The organism is Mesorhizobium sp. M4A.F.Ca.ET.050.02.1.1 (assembly GCF_003997725.1).
In the GTDB taxonomy this organism is placed as follows: Bacteria; Pseudomonadota; Alphaproteobacteria; order Rhizobiales; family Rhizobiaceae; genus Mesorhizobium.
The window spans coordinates 1-24,834 of the sequence record NZ_RZSG01000006.1; the positions used below are offsets into that span (position 1 = coordinate 1).

The window sequence follows — 24,834 nt, forward strand, 5'->3', positions numbered from 1 at the left end:
GCCCTGCGCGATCGCCGCCGCAACCGCGTCGCCCAGTCTTTTGGAGGCGGCGAGCCCGAGATAGTCGTTCGACGAGAAATCGAGCCCAGCGCGCGGCGAAAGCGTCCGCAGACGGTCCTTGCGCGCCAGTCCGCGCAAGGTCGCGTCATAGCGGGCAAGCGGCGCTTCGTTCATTGCGCCTCGAGGTCCATCGGCTCGATGCCGAGACGGCGGAACAGCAGCGTATCTTTGTCCTCGCCGGGATTGTCCGCCGTCAGCAGCGTGTCGCCGACGAAGATCGAGTTGGCGCCGGCAAAGAAGCACAGCGCCTGCATCTCGTCGGTCATGGCGGTGCGCCCGGCGGAAAGTCGGACATGCGATTTCGGCATCATGATGCGCGCCAGCGCGATCACGCGCACGAACTCGATCGGCTCGATCGGCCTGGCATCGGCAAGCGGGGTGCCGGCGATCGGGATGAGCATGTTGATCGGAACGCTTTCCGGATGTTCCGGCAGGTTGGCCAATGTCACCAGCATGTCGATCCGGTCCACCGGCTCTTCGCCCATGCCGACAATGCCGCCGCAGCAGACCTTGATGCCGCTGTCGCGGACATTGGCCAGCGTATCCAGGCGGTCTGCAAATGTCCGGGTCGAGATGATCTCTGAGTAGTAGCGCTCGGAGGTGTCGATGTTGTGGTTGTAGTAGTCGAGGCCGGCCTCCTTCAGCCGCTGCGCCTGGCCGAGGTCGAGCATGCCGAGCGTCATGCAGGTCTCCATGCCCAGCGCCTTGACGCCTTCGACCATCGCCACGACCGCATCCATGTCGCGCCCCTTGGGATTTCGCCAGGCGGCGCCCATGCAATAGCGGGTGGCGCCGGCGTCGCGCGCCTTGGTCGCTTCAGCGATGACGCGCCTGACCTCCATCAGCTTCGACGCCTTCAGCCCGCTTTCATGGTGCGCCGACTGGCTGCAATAGCCGCAATCCTCCGGACAGCCGCCCGTCTTGATGCTGAGAAGTCGGCTGAGCTGGACCTTGTTGGGATCGAAGTTCTGGCGGTGAACGGTCTGCGCCTGAAACAAGAGGTCGTTGAAAGGTGCATCGTGGAGAGCCTGGGCTTCTTCCAGGCTCCATACCCGGCGGTCGCCGAGGGATTGAACTTCAGGCGCGGTCTTTTCCGAAATCGCTGCGTGCATTTCGATCCTGTTCCTTGCGTTGTGGCGAGCCGGCTAGACTTTAGATGGCCAGGTCCGACGATCAAAGCTCACGATAATCGAGGCCGATATCGAGGATCGGGGCGCTGTGAGTCAACCAGCCGATGGAAATCAGGTCGATACCGGTTGCGGCAACGGCTGGCGCAATCGCGGCGGTGATCCTGCCAGACGCCTCGGTGACCGCCCGGCCACCCACCATGGCCACCGCATTGCGCAAGTCATCGACTGACATGTTGTCCAGCAGGACTGCGTCGGGCGCGTGCGCCAAGGCCTCTTCCAACTGGACCAGCGTATCGACCTCGACTTCGACCTTGACGAGATGGCCGACGCTCATTCGCGCCCGCTCCATTGCCGGGCGAATTCCGCCGGCGATGGCGATGTGGTTGTCCTTGATCAGGATGGCGTCGTCGAGGCCGAAGCGGTGATTGGCGCCGCCGCCGGCGCGCACAGCGTATTTTTCGACCGCTCGCAAGCCAGGAGTCGTCTTGCGGGTGCAGACGATTTTCGCCTTGTGCCCCCGGACCGCATTGACGATTGATGTCGTCGCCGTGGCTATGCCGCTGAGATGGCCCAGGAAATTGAGCGCCGTGCGTTCCGCCGTGAGAATGGCGCGGGCCGGGCCGCTCACCGAGGCGATGACCTCTCCCTGCGCGACCTCGCTGCCGTCCGCGCGTTCCACCGTCATCTCGACATTCGGATCGATCAGCTTGAAGGCAAGCATCGCCAGATCAAGGCCGGCGACGACGCCTTGCTGGCGCGCCGCCAGCACGGTCGTCACGTGGCGTTCATTCGCCACGATGGCGTCCGTGGTCAAATCGCCGGCCCTGCCAAGGTCCTCGAGCAGAGCTGCCCGTACCAGAGGCTCAAACATGATTGTGGGAAGTGGCGAGAGGTCCATCATGTCAGGCATTCCAGCCGAGGTTCGAGTTCCCGCGCTGTCCTCAGGGCGGCCTCCAGGGTGATTTCTGAGCGGCGGGCGACGGCCGCATGAAGGGGAAAATCCGTCCGCTGGTGGGCGCCGCGACTTTCCCGACGTTGCAACGCGGCAATCGTGATCATCAGCCCGACCACGGCCGGACCTGAGGTAGCATCCGCGCACTCGGCGAGCGGCAACAAGGCACGCGCCGCTGCTTCCAGGCCTTCGCGATTCCGTACAACACCGAGCGCGCGCGACAAGACAGGGCGCACTGCTGCCGGATCGGGCGACGGAGAGTCACTTGCAAACGTTTGCTGTGCACGCCGGGCAGGGATCCCCCGCAGGCTTTCTGCCACCCAGCGTGCGCAGACCACCGCCTCGGTCAAGGAATTGCTGGCGAGCCTGTTGGCGCCATGCAATCCGGTCGAGGCGACTTCGCCGCAAGCCCAAAGTCCTTGAACCGATGTGCGGCCGGCCAGATCCACGGCCACACCACCCATGTGGTAGTGCTGCGCCGGTCGGATGGGAATGAGGTCACGCGCCGGATCGATGCCGGCCTCTTTGCAAGCCAATGCGATCGTCGGGAACTGCCGCGCGAATGTCGGGCCGGGCCTTTCCCGCACGTCGAGAAAGACGCGGTGTCCGCTGGCCAGATGGTTCCCGACGGCACGCGCCAGCACGTCGCGCGGCGCAAGTTCCGTTCCTTGCACGCCGCTGAGAAACCGCCGGCCCGTCTCATCGACCAAGGTTGCGCCTTCGCCGCGAACGGCTTCGCTGATCAGCGACATCGGGCGCTTCGGCTCGTCAAGCGCGGTCGGATGGAACTGGACGAATTCCAGATCGGCAAGCACAGCCCCCGCACGGGCCGCCAACGCCAGACCCTGTCCGCAACTGCCCAGAGGATTGGTGCTGTCGTGGAACAAGCCACCGATCCCACCCGTGGCGAGGACGACCCGTGCCGTCGCGAGGAACACCGGACCTGCCGCGCCGCTCGCCAGGACACCGGCGATTCTGCCGTCCTCCGCCACCAGCCGGCGCGCTTCGAAGCCCTCGATCACCTCTATTGTCGGCGTCGAACGTACCGCCGCGACCAGGGCACGCATGACCTCTCGTCCGCTGCCGTCACCACCGGCATGAACGATGCGCCGCCGGCTGTGCGCGGCCTCCAGTCCGAGACGAAGGGCGCCTGCCGGCGTCCGATCAAAACGAACCCCAAACCGTGCCAGATATTCGATCGCGGCGGGCGCAGCGTACACGATGCGCCTTGCTGCTTCCGCATCGCAAAGGCCGTCACCGGCGGCGAGCGTATCGGTAAGATGGAGGATCGGGTCATCATCATCGCCCATGCTGGCGGCAAGCCCGCCTTGCGCCCACGCGCTGGACGCATCCGCGCCAAGCGGCGATCTTGAGAGCAGAAGCACCGGCTCGGGTGCCAAGTGTAGTGCGGTCATCAGCCCGGCTATGCCGGCGCCGATGATGACCGGCCGGTCGTCGAGGTCGCGGACGTCCATGCTCATACCGCCAGCATCCGCTCGACGGCCAGCCGCGCGCGCCCGGCAATCTCCGGCTCAATGGTGACGACATGGCGGTTCTGCTCGAGCGCCATGCGGATGCTGGCCAGCGTTATCCGCTTCATGTGCGGGCAGAGATTGCAGGGTCGGATGAATTCGACCTCGGGATGCTGGAGCGCGACATTGTCGCTCATCGAGCATTCCGTCATCAGCACGACGCGGGGCGGCTTTTGCCTTTCGACATAATCGGACATGGCGGCGGTCGAGCCGGAAAAGTCGGCCTCGGCCACCACATCGGGCGGGCATTCGGGATGCGCGAGCACCGTCACGCCGGGATGGTTTTCGCGCAACTCGCGGATATCGGCTGGCGTGAAGCGCTCATGCACCTCGCAATGCCCTTTCCAGGCGATGATCTCCACGTCGGTCTGGGCGGCGATGTTATGGGCCAGATACTCGTCCGGCAGCATGATCACCCGGGGAACGCCAAGGGACTCGACGACCGCTTTCGCATTGCCTGACGTGCAACAGATGTCGGACTCGGCCTTCACCTCAGCCGACGTGTTGACATAGGTGACGACCGGCAGGCCGGGGTAGCGTTGCCTGAGCAGGCGGATATCCTCGGCGGTAATGGAGTCCGCCAGTGAACAGCCTGCGCGCAGGTCTGGAATGAGCACGGTCTTCTCAGGGTTGAGCAGCTTTGCCGTCTCGGCCATGAAATGCACGCCGGCCAGCACAATCACGTCCGCTTCGGCCGATATCGCCTTGCGGGCAAGCGCCAGGCTGTCGCCGACGATATCGGCGACGCAATGGAAGATCTCCGGCGTCTGATAGTTGTGCGCCAGGATGACAGCGTTTCGCTGCCGCTTCAGGTCGAGGATGGCGTCGATGTCGCCGGCGAAGGCGGTCCATTCGATCGGTGGGATGACCCGGCGCACGCGTTCGTAGAGCGCGGCCGTGCGCGCGGAGGCGTTGAACATACCCTGTCTCCAATTATGCTCGAATTGAGTATAACTGAGGCATATGCTTAACTTGAGCATAAGGAATGTCAAGCGCGTGAAAGTGGCAATTTTGTCCCCGCGACAGCTCGTTCCGCCAGAACCGCCTGACGGAAACGGAAACGCTTCGCCGGACGCCCGCCTGTGTCCGACATCGTCTCCCCGGTCTCCTCGACCAGATCCTGCTGTTCGATAAGGCGCCGGAAATTCTGTTTGTGCACGAGCCGGCCTGCGAGCGCTTCAACGGTTCGCTGCAACTGCAGGAGCGTGAAAGCCGGCGGCATTAGCTCGAACACGACGGGGCGGTATTTGATCTTGGTTCGAAGCCTGGCGATCCCGGTCGCCAGAATGCGGCGATGGTCGGCAGTCATTGGCCGGCCGGGAATGGCCGGCGAAATGCCATTGTCCCGGCCGCGTGTGGCCTCCGGCACCAGGGCGGCCTCATACAGCAGTTCGTAACGCTGCAGAGCAAGCTCCTCGTTCCAGCCGCGATCATCCAGGCCGAAGGCATACGCCACGCGCTGCCGGCGATCGCGGCGTATGCTCAGATTATCCGTGCCGTCGGCCCAGGCCAAAAGTCGAGGGATGAGCACATCGGGCACGATAGGTGGCACGCCCGCACGGTGATCCTCCCAGGGAAAATAGTCATACCAGCCTCGCCAGCCATGCGTTGGCGACCGTTCGGCCTGCTCTTCTCTTGTCAGGCCGAGATAGCTGATCGAGATCTGCACACGCTCGTCGCCGGTCCGGTCGCGGTCGGCAAAGGTGTAGAGCTGTTCTATATAGCCCAGCGGATGGCTTGTCTGCCGCTCCACCCATGCCCTCAGGCCTGACTGCAGGGAACGATGGCCGAACTCAAAAGGGCCGGACGGCAAGGCTTGAGCTTGCTCAATGGTCAGGACACGTGGCTCGCCAGCGGTTACGGCAATGACGACAGCGATCAGATCCGCGCCGACGGCCTGGCTCTGATTGGCGCTTGTGGCCTGCCTTGTCGCCTGCGTAGTCTTGTTTTGCATAGGGTGCGAAGGGTCCGAAAAACAACGCGCCTTGGACAGGCAATCCGCGCGAAGGTGAACTGCCGCACGCTGCCCGTCAACGTTCACCACGCAGATCCCAATCGAGGCTTTCGACCGCCGAGTTCATTGCACCTGGGCGGGATTGAAGCGATCGACCCTGAAATCATCGAGCGGCTTGCGGCGCCAGCGGTGCTAGGGCGTGCGAATCGGCTGGCCGAAGGGAACAAACAGAGGATTAGCGCAACACATCTTCCACGAACACGGAAGCATCTTTCTGGGCAGGTCGGGCGCTCGGTGAAACAATGCCCAAAGGAACCATCGTGCCCATGCCGGGTTTGTCCTGTGCGCGATTTTGCGTCCCAGATGTGGCGGCAGAGCGAAGATGCGAGCGTGGGTTCGTGAAGGCTGGGTTCTGCTGAAAGAGGCCATCAGCGGCTTCGTCAACGACAACGCACTGAGCCATGGTGCGGCGATGGCCTTCTATGCCGCCACCTCGCTTGCGCCGATCCTGCTGATCGTGGTGGCGATTGCTGGCCTGGTCTTCGGCAACGACGCCGCCCGGCTGGCCCTTTCGGCGCAGATATCGGGCGTCATGGGCGCGCAGAGCGCCGATCTCCTGCAGGCGACGATCGAGACCGCCTCGCGCGGATCATCGAGTACCCTGGCCGCCATATTGGGGTTGGTGACGTTGCTCGTAACCGCGTCGGGCGTCTTCGGCGAGATGCAGCTCTCGCTCAACGAAATCTGGAAGGTGAAGCCGGGCGGCACGTCGCTGTCGCGATTGGTGCGGGCGCGGGCCGCAAGCCTTGGGCTTGTCGCCGCCCTCGGCTTCATGCTTCTGGTATCGCTGGCTGCGAGCACGGCAATCTCCGCCCTCGGCGAACTCATCAATGCAGGTCTTCCGTTCGGCGAACTGATAGTCAGCGCCATCAACACAGTGGTTTCCTTCGTGCTGATCGCACTGCTCTTTGCGGCAATATACAAGGTCCTGCCTGACAGGACGTTGCAATGGCGCGACGTCGCCGTCGGTTCGCTCGTTACCACGCTTTTGTTCACGATCGGCAAGGCTCTGATCGGCTGGTACATCGGGACGAGTGCGATAGCGACGTCCTATGGTGCGGCCGGCGCGCTGATAATCGTGCTGTTGTGGGTCTACTATTCGGCCCAGATCTTCCTATTCGGCGCCGAGATAACCCGCGCCTATTCTGTCAGGCACGGAAGCCGACCCGACCTCGCGCCCGTGATGGCGGCCCACGCAAGCACCAGGCGGGGCAGGCCTGGGGCATCCGGGCGCGAGGTGGCTGCGTGGATTGTCCTCAGCAGTTTTCTGACGACGCTTTTTGTCCGACCCTGGCGCTCACGCTAACGCGCTGGGCTGGACGTCTCCGGCTCAGTTCAGGGCAAAGCCCACCTGCCGTGGCGGGTGGTCGCGCCCGCCATTCAAATCATGAACTCCAAGGGCGAGCCCTGACGGTCTACCGTCGGGGTCGAAAAGGTTTGCGCCAATTGCGCGCTTGGCCGGAACTGCCATGGCTGAGCAACGTTTCCATGAACACGCAGTCAAGGAGTACGAGAATGCAAACCTCACCGGCGAGTTCCATGCATTTTCCGACCGCCCCTGCCATCGTGCCCTTTGACGGCACAGTGACGGTCAGGTTTTCAGACGCCATCGTTGCGTCCAGCGAGCGGGCAAAGCTGCTTTATGAAGATGGGCGAAATCCGGTCTTCTACATCCCGTTCGAGGATATCTATTTCGAGCTCTTCGAGAAAACGAACACCACCTCGGATTCTCCATGGGGCACGGCCAGCTATTGGCGCGTTCATGCCGCCGGTGCATCCGCCGACAATTTCATGAGGGCCTATGAGACGCCTGAGACAGCCGCCTTGGCTATCGCTCGGCACGGCGTTTTCGATCCGCACAAGGCGCGCATCGACGCCGATCCGGCCGAGGACAAACAGCATACGCCGCACCTCCCCGAATAGCTGCAGCGACGCAAAGAAGCGGCACGCAAGCCTGCAAGGCCTAACCAGGCGTCGTGTCGGAAAGAGGTCGGACCGAAGAGGTCCTCAATGTCAGCGCATGGATTGACCTACGGACCATTGGGCAGCAGTTGCGTCCATCTCTGCGTCGACATGCAGCGCTTGTTCGCGGAGCCATCGCCCTGGGCGACGCCGTGGATGGCCCGCGTCCTGCCCCTCATCGAAACGCTGGTCGCAAGGCATGCGGCGCAAACCATCTTTACCCGCTTCCTGCCTGCACAGAGGCCGGGGCAGGGGGTGGGCACGTGGAAGCGCTACTATGACCGATGGGCGTCGATGACCATGTCCGAGCTCGACCCGGAAATGATTGAGCTTCTGCCTTCGCTGATGCGGCACTCTCCGCCGGCAACCGTTCTCGACAAGCACATCTATTCGCCCTGGTTCGAGGGCAGGCTCAGTAACTTTCTCGCGCAGCATAGGATCGACACGCTGGTGATCACCGGCGGCGAGACCGACGTCTGCGTGCTGGCAACCGTTCTCGGCGCCATTGATTTCGGCTACCGGGTGGTGCTGGTGACGGACGCTCTGTGCAGCACTTCGGATGCCACTCACGACGCGCTGCTAACGGTCTATCATCAACGATTTGCGCAGCAGGTCGAGACAGTGGAGATGGAGACAATCCTGTCGGAGTGGACCTAGTTCAGTCACCCAGGAGGTAGTCCTGGCCTTCGGCGCTCTCGCCTGTCGATCTAGCAGCCGCGGAATGCAAAAAGCTCGGAATCGATGTCCTGGAGGCCGCCAATCGCAGATGAAACCATCTCAGAAGCGATCTGCGAGAAGGTGATGCCGTTGCCGCCATAGCCCATCACGGCGTGAATGCGTGGGAAGCGGGGCAGGGCGCCTATATAGGGCAGGCCGGAGGTCGTGGTGCCGAAGGAGCCGGTCCATGCAAATTCCGGTCTGGTGTCCAGCTTTGGCAACAGATGGCCCAGCTTGGCCGCCAGGCGCTGGGCCTTTTCGGCGATCATTGCGTCGCGATGCTCCTCATCGGTGAAATCCTCGTCCTCACCACCACAAATGACCCGGCCGTCTGCCGTTGTCCGAACGTAAAGATACGGCTCCGATGCCTCCCATAGCAGAGCAGTCGCAGGCCATAGGCCTTGGGGCTGGCGGTTCGTGGCGATCGCCCAGGTTGAAACGATGCTGTGCGCGGTCGCCGGAATGATGTCGGTCAACTCATAGCCGGTTGCCAGCACCAGATGTCGCGCCGAGATCGTCGGACCGAGACTGGTTTTGACAACAACCTGATCGCGACCGTGCTCGATCTCGGTCGCTTGCACTGGCGCATAAAGACGTGCCTTCCGCCCCAAAGCCCGCAGCAACAATCCGGCTGTGAGCTTGCGCGGATCGAGCGCAATGTTGTCGTGGCTGAGGATGGCTGCTGCGCGATCGATTCCGAAACTGTCGGCCAGAGCCTGGCGGGTCAGATAAGTCGCGGCAATCCCGGCCTGCCGGCGTGCGTTGCTTTCGGTGCGCAATTCCGCCGGACCAAGCATGTTGCCCGCCAGATAGAGTGAAGGCGGGTCGGCGAGGGTGCAGTCGATGCCGAGTTCGGCGATCCGCCCGCGAAGGTTGATCACCGCCAAGCGCGAGCGCCGCCATGCGCGCGCGGCGTCGAGCTTACCCTTGATGGCGGAAAGTTTGACCAGCGGTTGATCAAGTTCGAACTGCACCAGCGCCGTCGTCGCCGAGGTTGATCCGAGAACCGGGCCGCGTCGATCGATGCACATCACTTCATGGCCCGCACGCGTCAGCGCCTCCGCCATCATGGCGCCGCTGATGCCCATGCCGACGACCAGCACTTCGCTCTTTACGTCTCGTGTCAGCTTTCCCACTCGGACGGGCGGCGCGCGATAGGCGAACCAGACCGGCCGGCCGCTTCTGAGGTCGAGTTTGCGGCCCAATGCTCCCTCCGCGGTCGCCATCGCCAATTGCCCGCCGATCGCTGCTCGATCAGCGGGCAACGCTATGTCTGCCTCAGCGGCGCTAGAGGCGGCCGAGCACAACCAGGATGATGACGATCAGCAATACCAACCCAAGGCCGCCGCCGCCGTAATAACCGGTGCCGTAAAACGGACCGCCGCCGAGGCCGCTGAAGCCGCCAAGCAAAACAAGAATTAGCAGAACTATCAGAATTGTGCCGAGACCCATGGAACTCTCCCGTTCGCCCTGTCGTGCATCCTGCAAAACAGCTACTGGTTGATCAGACTATCAACTCGAAAACAGCGCTACTGTTCCCGGGAGGACTCATTACCTTGGGTTTGTCTGTTGTCGCCTCGTTGCGCTGAGGCAGAGAATGGCGTCAGTCTGCGATGACTCAAGATGACACTATTCAATTGCAATTTGAGCTGATCTCGGTTCGGTCCCCGACCAGTGATCTTCGCCGCGGTTCCACATCGCGTCCGGCACCACGACAAGCTTGCCGACAAAGTCCTTCGCCACGAAATCCGTCTGCGCGCGGTGGAAGTCAGACAGTTTGTAGACGCCACCGACCAGCGGCCGAATCTTCTTGTCTTCGATGTAGCGGACGATGCGGCGAAAATCCGCCCGCGTGCCCTGGCTCGAGCCGTGCAGCTGCAGCTGCTTCAGGTACATGGTACGGAGATCCAACTGCACCACTGGACCGGCGATGGCGCCAGCCGTGGTGTAGCGCCCCTCGGGCCGCAGGATGCGCAACAGGTCGTTGAAGATGGCGCCGCCGACAAGGTCGGCGACCACGTCGATCGGTTTTCCGCCCGTCGCTTCGCTAACGGCGGCCGGCAGGTCGGCCACCCCGCGCGTGATCACCTTTTCGGCGCCGATATCGAGCACCGCCTGCTCCTTGCCCTTGCCGACAATGGCATAGGGGATGGCGCCGCGCGCCCGCGCCAACTGCACGATACCCGAGCCGACGCCGCCGGAAGCGCCGGTGACCAGCACAAGTTCGCCGGCTTTCAGTGCCGCGCGCTCCAGCATCTGCTCGCCGGTCAGATATGCGCAGCAGAAGGTGGCGAGCTCGACGTCGCTCATATCGGTGTCGACGACATGCGCGTTCTCGGCCGGCAAGGTCTGATATTCGGCGTAACCGCCGTCGCGGCCATGGCCCATATAGTCGATGTCGGCCAGCGAATTGTCGTCGCGGTTGTAGATGGAAAAATCGACCATCACCCGCTCGCCGATACGGTCGGGCGAGACGCCGTCGCCGACGGCGGCGATGGTCCCCACCGTGTCGGTGCCCTGGATGCGCGGGAAAACAAGCGTGTTGCCCTGCCGGCGCCAGGTCGACACCGCCGCCGCATCCTCTTCCGTGCCATAGGCGCCCTGCCGCACCCAGACATCGGTGTTGTTCATGCCGCAGGCGCTGACCTTGACCAGCACTTCGCCGGCGGCCGGCGCGGGCACCTTCACATCGGTGCGGTAGACGAGCTTTTCCGGACCGCCATGGCCGGTGAGCTGCACGGCGGCCATGGTGGCTGGAATGGTTCTGGTCATGCCATTCATCCCCCGTCTCAGAGGCTGGCAAACACGGCGTTCACCGCGTCCGCTGTCTTCGCCACCACCGTGTCGGCTTCCTCGCGCGTCAGGCAGAGCGGCGGCGCGAAGCCGAGGATGTCGCCCTGCGGCATGGCGCGGCCGAGGACGCCGCTTGCGGCGAGTGCCGTGGCGATCTGCGGCCCCACTTTCAGCGCCGGATCGAAGAAGGCGCGGTCGTCGCGGTCCTTGACGAATTCGATCGCCGCCAGCATCCCGTCGCCACGCACCTCCCCGACATGTTTGTGGCCGCCGACCGCCTTGGCAAGCTCGGCGCGGAAATAGGCGCCGGTCTCGCCGGCGTTCCTGACCAGGTCCATCTCGTCGATCAGTTCGAGATTGGCGACGCCCGCGGCAACGCAGATCGGATGCGCCGAATAGGTCCAGCCATGGCCGAGCGAGCCGAGCTTGTCGGAGCCTTTGACCAGCACCTGCCAGACCTTGTCGGAGACGATGACGCCGGAGAGTGGCGCATAGGCAGAGGTCAGGCCCTTGGCGATGGTGATTAGGTCCGGCTTGATACCGTAATGGTGGGAGCCGAACATCGTGCCGAGCCTGCCGAAGCCGGTCACCACGTCGTCGGCGACGAGCAGCACGTCGTACTTCTTCAGCACCGCCTGGATCTTTTCCCAGTAACCGGCCGGCGGCGGCACGATGCCGCCGGTGCCGAGGATCGGCTCGCCGATGAGGGCCGCGACCGTCTCCGGACCTTCGGCGAGGATCATTTCTTCCAGCTTGTCGGCGCAATATTGCGAGAACTGCTCCTCGCTCTGCGAGCGGTCGGCGCGGCGGAAATAGTAGGGCGCCTCGGTGTGCAGGATCGGCGCGCGCGGCAGGTCGAAGGCGTTGTGGAACAGGTCGAGCCCGGTCAGCGAGCCCGTCATCACGCCCGAGCCGTGATAGCCGCGCCAGCGCGAGATGATCTTCTTCTTCTCCGGCCGGCCGAGCACGTTGTTGTAATACCAGATCAGCTTGATGTTGGTCTCGTTGGCGTCCGAGCCGGAGAGCCCGAAATACACCCTCGACATGCCCTCGGGCGCGCGGTCGACGATCATCTTGGCCAAGGTGATCGAAGCCTCCGTGCCGTGGCCGACATAGGCGTGATAGTAGGCGAGGCTCTTTGCCTGGGTGGCAATGGCATCGGCGATCTTCTGGCGGCCATAACCGACATTGACGCAATAGAGCCCGGCGAAGGCGTCGATGCTTTTCTTGCCATTGTTGTCCCAGACGGTGACGCCCTCGCCGCCGGCCATGACGCGAGCCGGCGATTCGCCCCGCGCATGAGTGCCCATATGGGTCGAGGGATGGAAGAAGTGGTCACGGTCCCAGGCTGAGAGTTCGTTGGATTGTTCAAGCATCTTTTTCACTCCTTGAGGACGGCGGTCCGGGCGGTCCTAGGCCACATCGAGACACAGGTATTTTAGGTCGGTAAAGGCCTCTGATCCGTGGCGCGAGCCTTCGCGGCCGATGCCGGACTGCTTGACGCCGCCGAACGGGATCGGCGCGCCGGTGATCTTCACCCGGTTGATGGCGACCATGCCGTAATCCAGCGCACGGCCCATGCGCGCCTGCCGGGCGCCGCTTTCGGTCACGACATAGGCGACGAGCCCATATTCGGTGGCGTTGGCGCGGGCGACGACCTCTGCCTCGTCGTCGAAGGGCGTCACCGCGGCGACCGGGCCGAAGGTTTCGTCGCGCATGATCAGGGCTTCGTCCGGCACGTCGACAAGCAGCGTCGGCTGGTAGAACAGCGGGCCGGCGGCGTGGCGCTTGCCGCCGGCGAGACACCGCGCCCCGCGCGCGAGTGCATCGGCCACCTGCTCCTCCACCTTCTTGACGGCGCGCTCATGCATCAGCGGACCGATATCGGCCTCGCCAGAAAGCCCATTGCCGGTGCGGAGCCGCTCGATGCGGTGGGCGAACGCGGCGCAGAAGCGGTCATAGAGCGGCCGCTGCACATAGATCCGGTTGGCGGCCAGGCAATCCTGGCCGGAGGTGGCGAATTTGGCGTCCAGCGCGATCGCAACCGCTTTGTCGATATCGGCGTCGTCGAACACGATCAGCGGTGCATGGCCGCCGAGCTCCATGATCAGTCGCTTCATGGTCGGCGCACTTTGCGCGGCGATCAGCCGGCCGATTTCGGTCGAGCCGGTGAAGCTCATGGCGCGCACGCGGACATCCTCGCACATCCGCCCGACGATTGCGCGGGCATTGCCGGTGACGACGTTGAAGACACCGGCGGGAAGACCGGCACGCTCGCCGAGTTCGGCCAGCGCCAGCGCCGACAGCGGCGTTTCTGAGGAGGGGTGCGCGACGATGGTGCAGCCGGCGGCAAGGGCGGCGGCCGCCTTGCGGGTGAGCATAGCCGATGGAAAATTCCACGGCGTGACGACGCCGACGACGCCGAGCGGCTCGCGCCGGACCATCATCTCGGCGCCCGGCAGATGGCTGGTGACGTTTTCGGCGTTGAGGCGTTTAGCTTCCTCGGCGTACCACTCGACGAAGGAGGCGGCATAGTCGATCTCGCCGAGCGACTCCTTCAGCGGCTTGCCTTGTTCGAGCGTCATAAGCAGCGCCAGATCCTCTTTGGCGGCAATGATCAGCTCGAACCATTTTCGCAAAATCTTCGAGCGCTCCTGCGGTAGCAATGCCCGCCAGGCGGGAAAGGCGCGGGACGCGGCATCGATCGCCTCTGTCGTCTGCCCGGAATCTAGCGCGGCAATGAAGGCGATGGTGGCGCCGGTCGCGGGATCGGTCACCTCGAAACTTTCCGCCGCCTCGCTCGCCGTCCAATGGCCGTCGACATAGGCGAGCGCACGCAGCAGCCGACGGTCGGCAAGCCGGTCGAGCGCTTCATGGCGGTTCGTGCAAGCAAGATGCGCGGACATCGATCAGGTCTCCGGGTGCCAAGGCGATGTGGAGAAACTAGCCCCGTGGCCGAGACAGAGAGGCTGTTTCGGCAGCCGCAGGTAGAGAGATTGTCTCTATTCGCCGGGAGAGCAGGGCGATCTCTCTAGCCACCGCAACTGAGACAGAGGCCCTCACCCGGATTGCCAACCGAATTGCGAGGGCAATCGGGGCAATCCGACCTCTCCCCTCGGGGAGAAGGTGGCCGCGAAGCGGCGGATGAGGGGGCCTTGCTGAGCCCTCACCCTTGCCCCGGCAACAAATCCGCCACCGGCAGCACGGTCCCCTCCTTCACTGTCTTGGTGACGATGTAGGTGAAGTAGCGGTCGATTCCGATCTCGCGCTCAAGCAGGGCGTCGACCAGTCGCTGATAGGCATCGATGTCGCGCGCCATCACCTTCAGCACGTAGTCAACGCCGCCGCCGACCGACCAGCAGGCAACGATCTCGGGGATGTCGCGGATGACGCGCTCGAAGCGGTCAAAATCGGCCTGGCGGTGGCTGGCTAGCGTCACCTCCATCAGCACGGTCGCCACCGGCGCGATCGTGCGCATGGCGATCGAGGCATGGTAGCCGGCCACGATGCCGGCCTTTTCCAGCTTGCGCAGCCGCATCCAGCAGGGCGTCGGCGACAGGCCGACCTTGTCGGCCAGGGCCAGCTTGGTGATGCGCCCGTCGCGCTGGATGGCGTCGAGGATTTTGAGGTCGATCGGATCGAGTTTCGCTGCGGCCATCGGCGTCCACCTTTTGCTGCCCGCCACCATGGCGGCGCATGATTTCGATTGTCAATTGCACTGATTTCGATCTCTAATAAGTCATGACATTGTGGCAGCCAGATCCCGCCCTCATCCGCCGCCCGGCCTATCAGTCGCTCGCCGACCAGTTTGCCCGCGCCATCCATGACGGGCGCCTCGCCAATGGCGCCCGTCTGCCGACGCATCGCCGGCTGGCCGAAGACCTGAATTTGTCAGTGCAAACGGTGAGCCGCGCCTATGAGGAGCTGATTCGGCGCGGCCTTATCTCCGGCGAGATCGGCCGCGGCAGCTTCGTCCAGACGCAACGCCGCGAGGAGGAGCCGCCCTACATTCCCGAGCGACTGGGCGAGGTCATCGACCTCTCGATCCTCAAGCCGGTCTGCGAGCCGATGCACCTGGAGCGGCTGAAGCAGGCGCTGGGCTGGCTCGCCGAAAACCTGCCGGCGAGCTCGGCGCTGTCCTTCCGCCCGAACATGGTCTTTCCGCGCCACCGCGCCGTGGCGGTCGAGTGGCTGCGCCTCTGCGGCCTCGACGCCTCGCCGCAGAACGTCAGCCTGACCAACGGCGCCACCGCCGGCATGACAGTGGCGCTGATGAGCGTGGCGCCGCCCGGCTCGACGGTCGCCACCGAGGCCATTGGCCACCATACGCTGGTGCCGCTCGCGCGCTATCTCGGCTTCAACCTCGAAGGCCTGCCGATCGACGGCAACGGCCTCATCCCGGAAGCGCTCGACGAGGCCTGCCGCCTTTCCGACATCCGCGCCGTCTTCGTGCAGCCCTCGGTCATCAACCCGACGGCGACGCTGATGGACGCCAGGCGGCGCGAGGAGATTGCGGCCGTGGCGCGCAAGCACGACATCGCCATCATCGAGAACGACGTGCTGGGGCCGCTGGTCGAGGACCGGCCGCCGCCGGTAGCCGCCTTTGCGCCCGAGCGCACGCTCTATGTCACCTCCTTCACCAAGATCACCGTGCCCGGGCTGCGGATCGGCTACCTGGCCGCGCCAGACCGCTATGTCGCGGCGGTGGCCAATCGCCACCTCGTCTCGAACTGGATGGCGACGCCGATGGTGGCCGAGATCGCCACGCGCTGGGTCACCGACGGGACGGCGATGGAGCTCGTCCGCTGGCAGCGCTCGGCGCTCAGGCGGCGCCAGGACATCGCTTCGCAAGTGCTGGCCGGCATCGACTACCGCGTCCAGCGCGACGGGCTGCATCTGTGGCTCGAGCTTCCCGGCGACCGCGCCGAGGAGAGCTTTGTCTCGCAGGCCCGCCTGCGCGGCGTGGCGATCGCACCCGGCACCTCCTTCCGCATCGCCGAGTCACCCTGGCATCCGGCCGTGCGCATTTCTCTCGGCTCTACAACCGAAGGGGAACTGCGCGCGGGCCTGAGCGTTGTCGCCAAGCTCCTGCTTGGCGATGCGGAGCATCTGCTGCTCGCCATCTGATGCGCGAATTGCCCTGATTTTGTGCCGTGCCGGAAATATTGTCATGATATTATTTTCCTAATTGACATGATTTGGCGCGTTCCGCATCGTTAAGGGCATAGGCTTCTCCAGAACGGGGAAATTGATTGCCCGCACCCATCATCAAGGTTGACGCCATTTCGAAAAGCTTCGGTGCCTTCAAGGTGCTGGACGGCCTGTCGATGCAGGTCATGCCGGGTGAGAAGCTGGCGCTGATCGGTCCGTCCGGCTCCGGCAAGACGACGATCCTGCGCATCCTGATGACGCTGGAGAAGATCGATGGCGGCCACATCCAGATCGACGGCGAGCAGCTCTACCACATGGAGCGCAACGGCCAGCTACTGCCGGCAGATGAGCGGCACCTCGCAAAAATGCGCCAGAAGATCGGCATGGTCTTCCAGTTGTTCAATCTGTTTCCGCACAAATGCGTCATGGACAACGTCACCCTGGCGCCGATGCTGACCAAGGGCGTCGCTCGCGCCGCCGCCGAGAAGCGGGCGATGGAACTGCTCGACATGGTCGGCATGGCCGACAAGGCCAAGAGCATGCCGGCGCAGCTTTCAGGCGGCCAGAAGCAGCGCGTGGCGATCGCCCGCGCGCTGGCTTTGTCGCCGAAGATCATGCTGTTCGACGAGGTCACCTCGGCGCTCGATCCGGAACTGGTCGAGGAGGTGCTCAACGTCATGCGCAAGCTCGCCGCCGAGACCGACATGACGATGCTGCTCGTCACCCACGAAATGGGCTTTGCCCACGACTTCGCCGACCGGGTGCTGTTCTTCGACCGCGGCCGCATCGTCGAGGAAGGCAAGCCCGATGAGATTTTCCGCCACCCGAAACAGGAGCGCACGCAGGGCTTCCTGAAGAAGATCATCGCGGCCGGACATCGCGTCTGACCAACGGGGAAAAAGCCGTCCCCAAGGCGAAGAAGCCGTCCGCGGAACCTGAGCGCCTAAACCGAACAACCAAGACAACAACAAGGAGTTGGGAACGATGAAGAAACTTGCCATTCTGGCCGGCGTCGCCGGCCTCGCGGCGACAACGATGCTGCTGGCCTCCGGCGCGCGTTCGGCCGACGACGCCAAGCTCGAGCAATTGAAGGAGCAGGGCTTCGCCCGCGTCGCCATCGCCAACGAGCCGCCCTACACGGCTGTCGCCGCCGACGGCAAGGTCTCGGGCGCCGCGCCGGATGTGGCGCGCGAGATATTCAAGCGCCTCGGCGTCAACGACATCGTCGCCTCGATCTCCGAATATGGCGCCATGATCCCGGGTTTGCAGGCTGGCCGTTTCGACGTCGTCACCGCCGGCCTGTTCATGAAGCCGGAGCGTTGCGCGGCGGTCGCCTATTCCGAGCCGGTGCTGTGCGACGCCGAGGCAATGCTGGTGAAGAAGGGCAATCCGAAGGGCTTCAAGAGCTATGAGGACGTCGCCAAGGACTCGTCCGCCACCATCGGCGCCCCGGGCGGCGGCACCGAGGAAAAGCTGGCGCTCAATGCCGGTGTGCCGCGCGAGCGCGTCATCGTCGTGCCGGACGGCCAGAGCGGCCTGAAGATGCTGCAGGACGGCCGCATCGACGCCTATTCGCTGCCCGTGCTGTCGATCAATGACCTGGTCAAGAAGGCCAATGATCCGAACCTCGAAGTCATCGCTCCGGTGCTGGGCGCGCCGGTCTATTGCGACGGCGCAGCCTTCAAGAAGGGCGACGAGGCGCTGCGCGATGCCTACGATGTCGAACTCGCCAAGCTGAAGAAGTCCGGCGAGTTCGCCAAGATCATTGAGCCCTACGGCTTCTCGGCCGCCGCCGCGATGTCGACGACGCGCGAAAAGCTCTGCGCGGCGAAGTAGGGCGCTTTCTTCCTTCTCTCGTTCACGGGGAGAAGGTGTCATGAAGTGACGGATGAGGGGCAGCGCCAAGGTATCAGAAGGCGGCTCTGCCCCTCATCTGCCTGCCGGCATCTTCTCCCCGTGAACGGGGAGAAGGGGCTGTCGCGGCTGCCCCGCATAACCGCAAACGACAGGAAGTCCTAAACGCAAAATGACCCAGTGGTCCGGCTATCTCGGCCTGATATTGCAGGGAGCGCTTGTCACCATCGAGTTGACGCTGATGGGGTCGGTGCTTGCGCTGATCATGGCCTTCCTGGCCGGCATGGGGCGGCTGTCGCGCTTCTTCGTGCTGCGCGCGCTGGCCACCGCCTATATCGAGTTCTTCCGCGGCACCTCGATCTTCGTGCAGCTGTTCTGGGCCTATTTCGTCCTGCCCCTTGCCGGCATTTCTCTGACGCCTTTGCAGGCCGGCGTGCTGGCGCTGGGCCTGAATGTCGGCGCCTATGCGGCGGAAGTGGTGCGCGGCGCCATCCAGTCGGTCGGCCGCGAGCAGTACGAAGCCTGCACCGCGCTCAACCTCGGCCGCTGGCAAGGCATGCGCCATGTCATCCTGCCGCAGGCGCTGCTGGTCATGCTCCCGACCTTCGGCAACAACGCCATCGAACTGCTCAAGGCGACCTCCGTCGTCTCGCTTATCTCGCTCGCCGACCTCACCTTCCAGGCGCAGGTGGTGCGCTCGCAGACCGGCAACACGCTGATGCCGTTCACCACCATCTTGATCATCTATTTCGTGCTGGCGCTCGCCATCTCCTGGGGCGTGCGCTCGCTGGAACGCCGCATGGCGCGCGGCATCGACGGAGTGCGCGTCTGATGGATTGGGACTGGAACTTCGTCAGGGAGATCCTGCCGACTCTGATCCAGGGGGTGAAGATTACCATCCTGGCGACGCTGCTCGGCTCGGTGCTGGCGGCGATGGTCGGACTGGCCATCGCGCTGGCGCGGCGCTCGCCGAACCGGGCCGTGTCGCGCACCGTCGGCTTCCTCGCCGAATTCATCCGCGGCACACCGCTGCTGGTGCAGCTCTATTTCATCTTCTACGTGCTTCCCGACTTCGGCATCCTGCTGCCGCCGCTGGTGGCCGGCGTCATCGGGCTCGGCCTGCACTACGGCACCTATACGGCGGAGGTCTACCGCGCCGGCATCGACAACGTCCCGCGCGGCCAGTGGGAAGCGGCCAAGGCCTGCAATCTCGGCGCCGGCCAGACCTGGACGCACATCATCCTGCCGCAGGCCATCCCGCCGATGATCCCGGCCTTGGCCAATTACTTCATCGCCATGTTCAAGGAGACGCCGCTGCTCTCGGCGATCACCGTGCTGGAGCTGATGAACCAGGCCAAGAGCGTCGCCAACACCTATTACCGCTACGTCGAGCCAATGACGCTGGTTGGCGCCTTCTTCCTGATCATCAGCCTTTTCTCGGTCGTGCTGCTGCGCTGGCTGGAACATCGCTACGGCAAGATCGAAAGGTAGTCTTGATGAAACCGCTGCCCGAAATCAGGCTGTTGCCGACAAGGCCGGCCCTCGATGCGCGCCCGCTGGCAAAGCGCGTCGGCCTGATCATCCTTGCCACCGACCACACCAGCGAGCCGGATTTCCATCGCATGGTGGCGAGCGAGCGGATCGGCGTCTACGTCGCCCGCATCCCCTACAAGAACCCGACCACGCCGGAGAACCTGCGCAGGATGCAGCCGGAGCTGGAGGCCGCCGCCGCGCTCATCCTGCCGGACGAGCCGCTCGACGCCGTCTGCTATTCCTGCACCTCGGCCTCGGTGGTGATCGGCGACGCCGAGATCGAGGCGGCGATCCGGGCCGCCAGGCCCGGCGTTGCCGTGGTGACGCCGCCGATGGCCGGTGTGCGCGGGCTGAAGGCGCTGGGCGCGAAACGGATCAGCATGCTCACCCCCTACACGGTCGAGACCAGCCGGCCGATGGCGGCCTATTTCGCCGGGCGCGGCTTCGAGATCGTGAGCTTCACCTGCCTCGGCTTCGAGGACGACCGCGAGATGGCGCGCATCCCGCCGGCCGCGCTTGTCGAACTGGCCGGCAAGGCAACCGATGCCGAGGCTGACGCGCTGTTCGTGTCCTGCACTGCGCTGCGCTCGGCGCTCGCGGTCGCCGGCATGGAACGGGCGATCGGCCGCCCGGTCGTCACCAGCAACCAGGCCAGCGCCTGGAATTGCCTCAGACTGTGCGGCGACGCCACGGCGCGGCCTCAGTTCGGCCGGCTGATGACGAAGTCGCTGGTGCAGTAAGATGATGTCCCGCATTCACGAGCGACCCCCTCTGGCCTGCCGGCCATCTCCCCCTCAAGGGGGGAGATCAACTGCGGCCCGGCTTTCGCCAATCGCTGAAGTCACAGGAAGAGCGCCAGCGCCAAAGCTGCTTATCTCCCCCCTTGAGGGGGAGATGGCCGGCAGGCCAGAAGGGGTCGCCCAATGACGAGCGCCACCACCCTCGCCGACATCCGCGCCGCCCGAGAGCGAATCGCCGGCAAGGTCGAGCGCACGCCAACCGTGCAGTCGCAAAGCCTTACGGATCGCGTCGGCCAACCCATCCACCTCAAGCTCGAGCACCATCAGACCACTGGCGCCTTCAAATTGCGCGGCGCCTCGAACGCGATCGCTTCACTAAGCCCTGAGGATAAGACGCGCGGTGTGGTCGCCGCCTCAACCGGCAATCATGGCCGGGCGCTCGCGCATGCGGCGAGGCTCGAAGCCATCCGCGCGGTGATCTGCATGTCGCGGCTGGTGCCCGAGAACAAGCTCGACGCGATCCGCCGCCTCGGCGCCGAGATACGCATCGTCGGCAACAGCCAGGACGATGCGCAAACCGAGGTCGACAGGCTGGTCGCCGAACAAGGCCTGGTCATGCTGCCGCCCTTCGACCACGCCGACATCATCGCCGGCCAGGGCACGCTCGGTCTGGAGATCATCGAGCAGGTTCCGGACGCCGCAAGCGTGCTGGTGCCGCTGTCTGGCGGCGGGCTGGCTTCGGGCGTCGCCGCCGCCGTCAAGGGGGTCAGCCCCGGCTCCAAGGTCATCGGGGTGTCGATGGCGCGGGGCGCGGCGATGAAGGCGAGCCTCGACGCCGGCCGTCCCGTCGAGGTCGAGGAACTGCCGACGCTGGCGGATTCGCTCGGCGGCGGCATCGGGCTCGACAACCGGCTGACCTTTGGAATGTGCCGCAACCTGCTCGACGATGTTATCCTGCTCTCCGAGGACGAGATCGCCACCGGCATCCGTCATGCCTATGAGCAGGAGCGCGAAATCGTCGAAGGCGCCGGTGCCGTCGGCATCGCAGCGCTGCTTGCCGGCAAGGTCAAGACGGCCGGGCCTGCCGTGCTCATCCTTTCCGGCCGCAACATCGACATGGCGCTGCACAGGAAGATCGTCTGCGGCGAGGCGCCATCAACCGTGGAGCGTGCCGCATGAGCCGGATGATGATCCTCACCGAGGCCGAACTGCGCAACATTGTGACCCTGGATCTCGATACCGCCGCCTGCGTCGAGAACGCCTTCCGCGCGCTTGCCACCCTGCCGGTGGCGATGCCGCCGATCCTGCGTCTCGACATTCCCGAACATCACGGCGAGGTCGACGTTAAGTCCGCCTATGTGCCCGGCATCGACGGCTTCGCCGTCAAGATCAGCTCCGGCTTCTTCGACAATCCGAAGCTCGGCCTGCCGAGCGGCGGCGGCATGATGGTGTTGCTCTCGGCGAAAACCGGAGTGGTCGAGGCGCTGCTGCTCGACAATGGCTATCTGACGGACATCCGCACCGCCGCCGCAGGCGCGGTCGCGGCCAAGCATCTATCGCGCGAAGACTCTACCGTGGCGGCGATCTTCGGCGCTGGTTTGCAGGCCGGGCTGCAGCTCGAGGCGCTGCGCCTGGTGCGGCCGATCGAGGAGGCCCGCATCTGGGCGCGCGATGCCGCCAAGGCCGAGGTGGCCGCCGCCAGCCTGCGCGAGAAGCTCGGCATCCTGGTGCGCGCCGAACCGGACGCGGCGAAGGCGGCAGCCGGCGCCGACATCATCGTCACAACGACGCCATCGACCGAGCCGCTGATCAAGGCCGGCTTCGTCGTGGCCGGCCAGCACATCACCGGCATGGGCTCGGATGCCGAGCACAAGAACGAGATCGCGCCGGCGATCCTGCGCATGGCCGATCTCTATGTTGCCGACAGCGCCAGGCAAACCAAACGGCTCGGCGAACTGCATCATGCCATCGCGACAGGGGTGATGACGGCCGACGCCGATGTGACCGAACTCGGCCAGATCATCGCCGGCGACAAGCACGGCCGGCGCTCGGACAGCGACATCACCATCGCCGACCTCACCGGCACCGGCGTGCAGGACACGGCGATCGCCACCTTGGCCCGTGACCGCGCCCAAGCGGCCAATGCCGGCACCATTTTCGAAAGCTGATACCGGCCGCCAGGCCCAACAAACGAGGATCAAGAACAATGCAGCCGAACCTTAAATTCACGCGCGGCGAATATGCGGATCGCCTCGCCAAGACAAGGCAAGCCATGGCGGCCAAGGGGGTCGATCTGCTGATCGTCAGCGATCCCTCCAACATGGCCTGGCTGACGGGTTACGACGGCTGGTCGTTCTATGTCCACCAGGCGGTCATCGTGCCGCCTTCGGGCGAGCCGGTCTGGTATGGCCGCGGCCAGGACGCCAATGGCGCCAAGCGTACCGCCTACCTCGCTCACGACAACATCATCGGCTACGCCGACCACTATGTGCAGTCGACCGAGCGCCACCCGATGGACTTCTTGTCCAGCGTGCTTTCCGATCGCGGCTGGGAGAAGCTCACCATCGGCGTCGAGATGGACAATTACTGGTTCTCGGCCGCCGCCTTCGCCGCCCTGCAGAAGCATTTGCCCAACGCCCGATTCGTCGATGCGACAGCGCTGGTCAACTGGCAGCGCGCGGTAAAGAGCCCGACCGAGATCGACTACATGCGCAGGGCCGCCCGCATCGTCGAGGCCATGCACCAGCGCATCGTCGACAGAATAGAGGTCGGCATGCGCAAATGCGATCTGGTCGCCGAGATCTACGATGCCGGCACCCGCGGCGTCGATGGGATCGGCGGCGACTATCCGGCGATCGTGCCGCTGCTGCCGTCGGGCGCCGACGCCTCGGCGCCGCATCTGACCTGGGACGACCGTCCGATGAAGGCCGGCGAGGGCACCTTCTTCGAGATCGCCGGCTGCCACAACCGCTACCATTGCCCGCTGTCGCGTACCGTCTTCCTCGGCAAGCCGACGCAGGCCTTCCTCGACGCCGAGAAGGCGACGCTGGAAGGCATGGAGGCAGGTCTTGCCGCCGCAAAGCCGGGCAACACCTGCGAAGACATCGCCAATGCCTTTTTCGCCGTCTTGAAGAAGTACGGCATCGTCAAGGACAACCGAACCGGCTACCCGATCGGCATCTCCTATCCGCCGGACTGGGGCGAGCGCACCATGAGCCTGCGCCCCGGCGACCGCACCGAGCTCCAGCCCGGCATGACCTTCCATTTCATGACCGGCCTATGGCTGGAGACGATGGGGCTAGAGATCACCGAATCCATCCTGATCACCGAGACCGGCGTCGAGTGCCTGGCCAATGTGCCGCGCAAGCTGGTCGCGAAGGATTGATCCCGATGCCGGCCTTGCGTCCCTCACCGATCGCCCCGACCGTCGATTTCGACAAGGACGGCGTCCAGCACGGCTTCCTGCGCCTGCCCTACAGCCGCGACGATTCCGCCTGGGGCTCGGTGATGATCCCGGTCTGTGTCATCCGCAACGGCAAGGGACCGACGGCGCTTCTCACCGGCGGCAATCACGGCGACGAGTATGAGGGGCCGCTGGCGCTCTACGATCTTGCCCGCACGCTCGATCCGAAGGACGTCGCCGGTACCGTGATCATCGTGCCGGCAATGAACTATCCGGCCTTCCGCGCCGGCACGCGGACTTCGCCGATCGACAAGGGCAACATGAACCGTAGCTTCCCTGGCCGGCCCGATGGCACGGTGACGGAGAAGATCGCCGACTATTTTCAACGCGATCTGCTTCCCCGCGCGGACATCGTCTTCGATTTCCACTCGGGCGGCAAGACGCTCGACTTCGTGCCGTTCTGCGCCGCCCACACGCTTCCCGACAAGGCGCAGGAGGAGAAGGCTTTCGCGGCCGTCGAGGCCTTTTCCGCGCCCTTCTCGATGCGCATGACGGAGATCGATGCGGTCGGCATGTACGATACGGCCGCCGAGGCGATGGGCAAGGTGTTCGTCACCACCGAGCTCGGCGGCGGCGGCACGTCTCGCGCCGAAACCGTGCGCATCGCGCGTCGGGGTGTGGTCAATGTGCTTCGCCATGCCGGTATCGTCGATGGTGCGGTCGAGAAGACTCAAACACAATGGCTCGATATGCCGTCCGGCGATTGCTTTGCCTTTGCCGAAGACGACGGCATGATCGAGACCATGGTCGATCTCGGGGAGACGGTTGAAGAGGGTCAGGTCGTGGCGCGCGTTCATTCAACCGGCCGCACCGGCAACGCGCCCCGGGAAATCAAGGCGAGACTGTCGGGCCTGCTGGCCGCACGTCACTTTCCGGGCTTGGTCAAAGCGGGGGACTGTGCCGCTGTGATTGGCGTTTTGGTCCCGTGACCTT

At 64.6% G+C, this 24,834-nt stretch carries 24 protein-coding genes and 1 pseudogene; 13 read left to right on the forward strand and 12 right to left on the reverse strand.

Features of this window, described 5'->3' with window-relative positions; genetic code table 11:
• The 6 genes and pseudogenes from EOA33_RS40160 to EOA33_RS01145 all read right to left on the reverse strand — a co-directional run.
• Positions 1–174 (reverse strand): annotated as a pseudogene (locus EOA33_RS40160) (8-amino-7-oxononanoate synthase); the annotation flags it as partial.
• A complete protein-coding gene (gene bioB, locus EOA33_RS01125) occupies positions 171–1,172 on the reverse strand; it encodes a biotin synthase BioB (RefSeq protein WP_126056210.1) in 1,002 nt (333 codons plus the stop codon). The pseudogene EOA33_RS40160 and the gene bioB, both read right to left, overlap by 4 nt.
• A gap of 61 nt (positions 1,173–1,233) precedes the next feature.
• On the reverse strand, positions 1,234–2,088 hold the full coding sequence (nadC, locus tag EOA33_RS01130; RefSeq protein WP_126059215.1) for a carboxylating nicotinate-nucleotide diphosphorylase: 855 nt from the start codon (positions 2,086–2,088) through the stop codon (positions 1,234–1,236).
• Positions 2,088–3,623 (reverse strand): L-aspartate oxidase, encoded by a 1,536-nt coding sequence (locus EOA33_RS01135; protein ID WP_126056209.1) that lies wholly within the window; start codon positions 3,621–3,623, stop codon positions 2,088–2,090. Before EOA33_RS01135 ends, nadC begins: the two co-directional genes overlap by 1 nt.
• Positions 3,620–4,594, reverse strand: a complete 975-nt coding sequence (nadA, locus tag EOA33_RS01140) for a quinolinate synthase NadA (protein ID WP_189362953.1) — start codon at positions 4,592–4,594, stop codon at positions 3,620–3,622. Before nadA ends, EOA33_RS01135 begins: the two co-directional genes overlap by 4 nt.
• Positions 4,595–4,662: 68 nt before the next feature.
• Positions 4,663–5,628 carry a hypothetical protein gene (locus EOA33_RS01145; protein ID WP_127404782.1) on the reverse strand — a complete coding sequence of 322 codons (966 nt, stop codon included), beginning with the start codon at positions 5,626–5,628 and terminating at the stop codon, positions 4,663–4,665.
• A gap of 382 nt (positions 5,629–6,010) precedes the next feature.
• Here EOA33_RS01145 and EOA33_RS01150 point away from each other — a divergent pair, with 382 nt between their 5' ends.
• The 3 genes from EOA33_RS01150 (at position 6,011) to EOA33_RS01160 (ending at position 8,307) form a co-directional block, all read left to right on the forward strand.
• A complete protein-coding gene (locus EOA33_RS01150) occupies positions 6,011–6,994 on the forward strand; it encodes a YihY/virulence factor BrkB family protein (protein WP_127404767.1) in 984 nt (327 codons plus the stop codon).
• A gap of 233 nt (positions 6,995–7,227) precedes the next feature.
• Positions 7,228–7,611 (forward strand): DUF427 domain-containing protein, encoded by a 384-nt coding sequence (locus EOA33_RS01155; RefSeq protein WP_245482190.1) that lies wholly within the window; start codon positions 7,228–7,230, stop codon positions 7,609–7,611.
• Positions 7,612–7,698: 87 nt separating this feature from the next.
• Entirely contained in the window at positions 7,699–8,307 is a 609-nt protein-coding gene (locus EOA33_RS01160; protein ID WP_127404769.1) for an isochorismatase family cysteine hydrolase, read from the forward strand.
• 50 nt (positions 8,308–8,357) lie between these two features.
• On the opposite strand, the gene EOA33_RS01165 is transcribed toward EOA33_RS01160, so the two are convergent.
• From EOA33_RS01165 to EOA33_RS01190, 6 genes are all read right to left on the reverse strand, one after another.
• On the reverse strand, positions 8,358–9,572 hold the full coding sequence (locus EOA33_RS01165; RefSeq protein ID WP_127404770.1) for an FAD-binding oxidoreductase: 1,215 nt from the start codon (positions 9,570–9,572) through the stop codon (positions 8,358–8,360).
• Positions 9,573–9,654: 82 nt separating this feature from the next.
• Complete coding sequence (locus EOA33_RS01170; RefSeq protein ID WP_126056203.1) at positions 9,655–9,819, reverse strand: DUF3309 family protein; 165 nt, start codon at positions 9,817–9,819, stop codon at positions 9,655–9,657.
• 177 nt (positions 9,820–9,996) lie between these two features.
• On the reverse strand, positions 9,997–11,148 hold the full coding sequence (locus EOA33_RS01175) for an alcohol dehydrogenase family protein (protein ID WP_127404771.1): 1,152 nt from the start codon (positions 11,146–11,148) through the stop codon (positions 9,997–9,999).
• Positions 11,149–11,156: 8 nt separating this feature from the next.
• Positions 11,157–12,536: an aspartate aminotransferase family protein gene (locus tag EOA33_RS01180; protein ID WP_127404772.1), complete on the reverse strand. Its 1,380-nt coding sequence runs from the start codon at positions 12,534–12,536 to the stop codon at positions 11,157–11,159.
• Positions 12,537–12,572: 36 nt separating this feature from the next.
• The gene (locus EOA33_RS01185) at positions 12,573–14,066 is read right to left on the reverse strand and encodes an NAD-dependent succinate-semialdehyde dehydrogenase (RefSeq protein WP_127404773.1); all 1,494 of its coding nucleotides are present in this window, start codon (positions 14,064–14,066) and stop codon (positions 12,573–12,575) included.
• Positions 14,067–14,326: 260 nt separating this feature from the next.
• Entirely contained in the window at positions 14,327–14,818 is a 492-nt protein-coding gene (locus tag EOA33_RS01190; protein ID WP_126056199.1) for an Lrp/AsnC family transcriptional regulator, read from the reverse strand.
• An 83-nt stretch (positions 14,819–14,901) separates the two neighbouring features.
• On the opposite strand from EOA33_RS01190, the gene EOA33_RS01195 reads away from it, so the two are divergent.
• From EOA33_RS01195 to doeB, 10 genes are all read left to right on the forward strand, one after another.
• Positions 14,902–16,287, forward strand: a complete 1,386-nt coding sequence (locus tag EOA33_RS01195) for a PLP-dependent aminotransferase family protein (RefSeq protein ID WP_126056198.1) — start codon at positions 14,902–14,904, stop codon at positions 16,285–16,287.
• A 125-nt stretch (positions 16,288–16,412) separates the two neighbouring features.
• Entirely contained in the window at positions 16,413–17,198 is a 786-nt protein-coding gene (gene ehuA, locus EOA33_RS01200; RefSeq protein WP_126056197.1) for an ectoine/hydroxyectoine ABC transporter ATP-binding protein EhuA, read from the forward strand.
• Positions 17,199–17,295: 97 nt separating this feature from the next.
• Positions 17,296–18,147, forward strand: a complete 852-nt coding sequence (gene ehuB / locus EOA33_RS01205) for an ectoine/hydroxyectoine ABC transporter substrate-binding protein EhuB (RefSeq protein ID WP_127404774.1) — start codon at positions 17,296–17,298, stop codon at positions 18,145–18,147.
• Between the two features lie 190 nt (positions 18,148–18,337).
• Positions 18,338–18,997 carry an ectoine/hydroxyectoine ABC transporter permease subunit EhuC gene (gene ehuC, locus EOA33_RS01210; protein WP_126056195.1) on the forward strand — a complete coding sequence of 220 codons (660 nt, stop codon included), beginning with the start codon at positions 18,338–18,340 and terminating at the stop codon, positions 18,995–18,997.
• Positions 18,997–19,656, forward strand: coding sequence for an ectoine/hydroxyectoine ABC transporter permease subunit EhuD (gene ehuD / locus EOA33_RS01215; RefSeq protein ID WP_126056194.1), 660 nt, complete (start codon positions 18,997–18,999; stop codon positions 19,654–19,656). Before ehuC ends, ehuD begins: the two co-directional genes overlap by 1 nt.
• 5 nt (positions 19,657–19,661) lie before the next feature.
• Entirely contained in the window at positions 19,662–20,438 is a 777-nt protein-coding gene (gene eutA, locus EOA33_RS01220; RefSeq protein WP_126056193.1) for an ectoine utilization protein EutA, read from the forward strand.
• Between the two features lie 183 nt (positions 20,439–20,621).
• Positions 20,622–21,617 carry a hydroxyectoine utilization dehydratase EutB gene (gene eutB / locus EOA33_RS01230; protein ID WP_126056192.1) on the forward strand — a complete coding sequence of 332 codons (996 nt, stop codon included), beginning with the start codon at positions 20,622–20,624 and terminating at the stop codon, positions 21,615–21,617.
• The gene (locus EOA33_RS01235; protein WP_127404775.1) at positions 21,614–22,606 is read left to right on the forward strand and encodes a cyclodeaminase; all 993 of its coding nucleotides are present in this window, start codon (positions 21,614–21,616) and stop codon (positions 22,604–22,606) included. The genes eutB and EOA33_RS01235 overlap by 4 nt, the downstream gene beginning before the upstream one ends.
• A gap of 38 nt (positions 22,607–22,644) precedes the next feature.
• Positions 22,645–23,823 (forward strand): ectoine hydrolase DoeA, encoded by a 1,179-nt coding sequence (gene doeA / locus EOA33_RS01240; RefSeq protein WP_127404776.1) that lies wholly within the window; start codon positions 22,645–22,647, stop codon positions 23,821–23,823.
• A gap of 5 nt (positions 23,824–23,828) precedes the next feature.
• Complete coding sequence (gene doeB, locus EOA33_RS01245; RefSeq protein WP_126056189.1) at positions 23,829–24,830, forward strand: N(2)-acetyl-L-2,4-diaminobutanoate deacetylase DoeB; 1,002 nt, start codon at positions 23,829–23,831, stop codon at positions 24,828–24,830.
• Positions 24,831–24,834 lie beyond the last annotated feature (4 nt).

Excerpts from the sequence above, each read along its gene's own strand:
- EOA33_RS01155 (WP_245482190.1), top strand. The coding sequence starts at position 7,228 with ATGCATTTTCCGACCGCCCCTGCCATCGTGCCCTTTGACGGCACAGTG.
- nadA (WP_189362953.1), bottom strand. The coding sequence starts at position 4,594 with ATGTTCAACGCCTCCGCGCGCACGGCCGCGCTCTACGAACGCGTGCGC.
- eutA (WP_126056193.1), top strand. The coding sequence starts at position 19,662 with ATGAAACCGCTGCCCGAAATCAGGCTGTTGCCGACAAGGCCGGCCCTC.
- eutB (WP_126056192.1), top strand. The coding sequence starts at position 20,622 with ATGACGAGCGCCACCACCCTCGCCGACATCCGCGCCGCCCGAGAGCGA.
- EOA33_RS01145 (WP_127404782.1), bottom strand. The coding sequence starts at position 5,628 with ATGCAAAACAAGACTACGCAGGCGACAAGGCAGGCCACAAGCGCCAAT.
- EOA33_RS01170 (WP_126056203.1), bottom strand. The coding sequence starts at position 9,819 with ATGGGTCTCGGCACAATTCTGATAGTTCTGCTAATTCTTGTTTTGCTT.
- ehuC (WP_126056195.1), top strand. The coding sequence starts at position 18,338 with ATGACCCAGTGGTCCGGCTATCTCGGCCTGATATTGCAGGGAGCGCTT.
- doeB (WP_126056189.1), top strand. The coding sequence starts at position 23,829 with ATGCCGGCCTTGCGTCCCTCACCGATCGCCCCGACCGTCGATTTCGAC.
- ehuD (WP_126056194.1), top strand. The coding sequence starts at position 18,997 with ATGGATTGGGACTGGAACTTCGTCAGGGAGATCCTGCCGACTCTGATC.
- bioB (WP_126056210.1), bottom strand. The coding sequence starts at position 1,172 with ATGCACGCAGCGATTTCGGAAAAGACCGCGCCTGAAGTTCAATCCCTC.
- ehuB (WP_127404774.1), top strand. The coding sequence starts at position 17,296 with ATGAAGAAACTTGCCATTCTGGCCGGCGTCGCCGGCCTCGCGGCGACA.
- EOA33_RS01135 (WP_126056209.1), bottom strand. The coding sequence starts at position 3,623 with ATGAGCATGGACGTCCGCGACCTCGACGACCGGCCGGTCATCATCGGC.
- EOA33_RS01150 (WP_127404767.1), top strand. The coding sequence starts at position 6,011 with ATGCGAGCGTGGGTTCGTGAAGGCTGGGTTCTGCTGAAAGAGGCCATC.
- doeA (WP_127404776.1), top strand. The coding sequence starts at position 22,645 with ATGCAGCCGAACCTTAAATTCACGCGCGGCGAATATGCGGATCGCCTC.
- EOA33_RS01195 (WP_126056198.1), top strand. The coding sequence starts at position 14,902 with ATGACATTGTGGCAGCCAGATCCCGCCCTCATCCGCCGCCCGGCCTAT.
- nadC (WP_126059215.1), bottom strand. The coding sequence starts at position 2,088 with ATGGACCTCTCGCCACTTCCCACAATCATGTTTGAGCCTCTGGTACGG.
- EOA33_RS01185 (WP_127404773.1), bottom strand. The coding sequence starts at position 14,066 with ATGTCCGCGCATCTTGCTTGCACGAACCGCCATGAAGCGCTCGACCGG.
- EOA33_RS01190 (WP_126056199.1), bottom strand. The coding sequence starts at position 14,818 with ATGGCCGCAGCGAAACTCGATCCGATCGACCTCAAAATCCTCGACGCC.
- EOA33_RS01160 (WP_127404769.1), top strand. The coding sequence starts at position 7,699 with ATGTCAGCGCATGGATTGACCTACGGACCATTGGGCAGCAGTTGCGTC.
- EOA33_RS01175 (WP_127404771.1), bottom strand. The coding sequence starts at position 11,148 with ATGAATGGCATGACCAGAACCATTCCAGCCACCATGGCCGCCGTGCAG.
- EOA33_RS01235 (WP_127404775.1), top strand. The coding sequence starts at position 21,614 with ATGAGCCGGATGATGATCCTCACCGAGGCCGAACTGCGCAACATTGTG.
- EOA33_RS01180 (WP_127404772.1), bottom strand. The coding sequence starts at position 12,536 with ATGCTTGAACAATCCAACGAACTCTCAGCCTGGGACCGTGACCACTTC.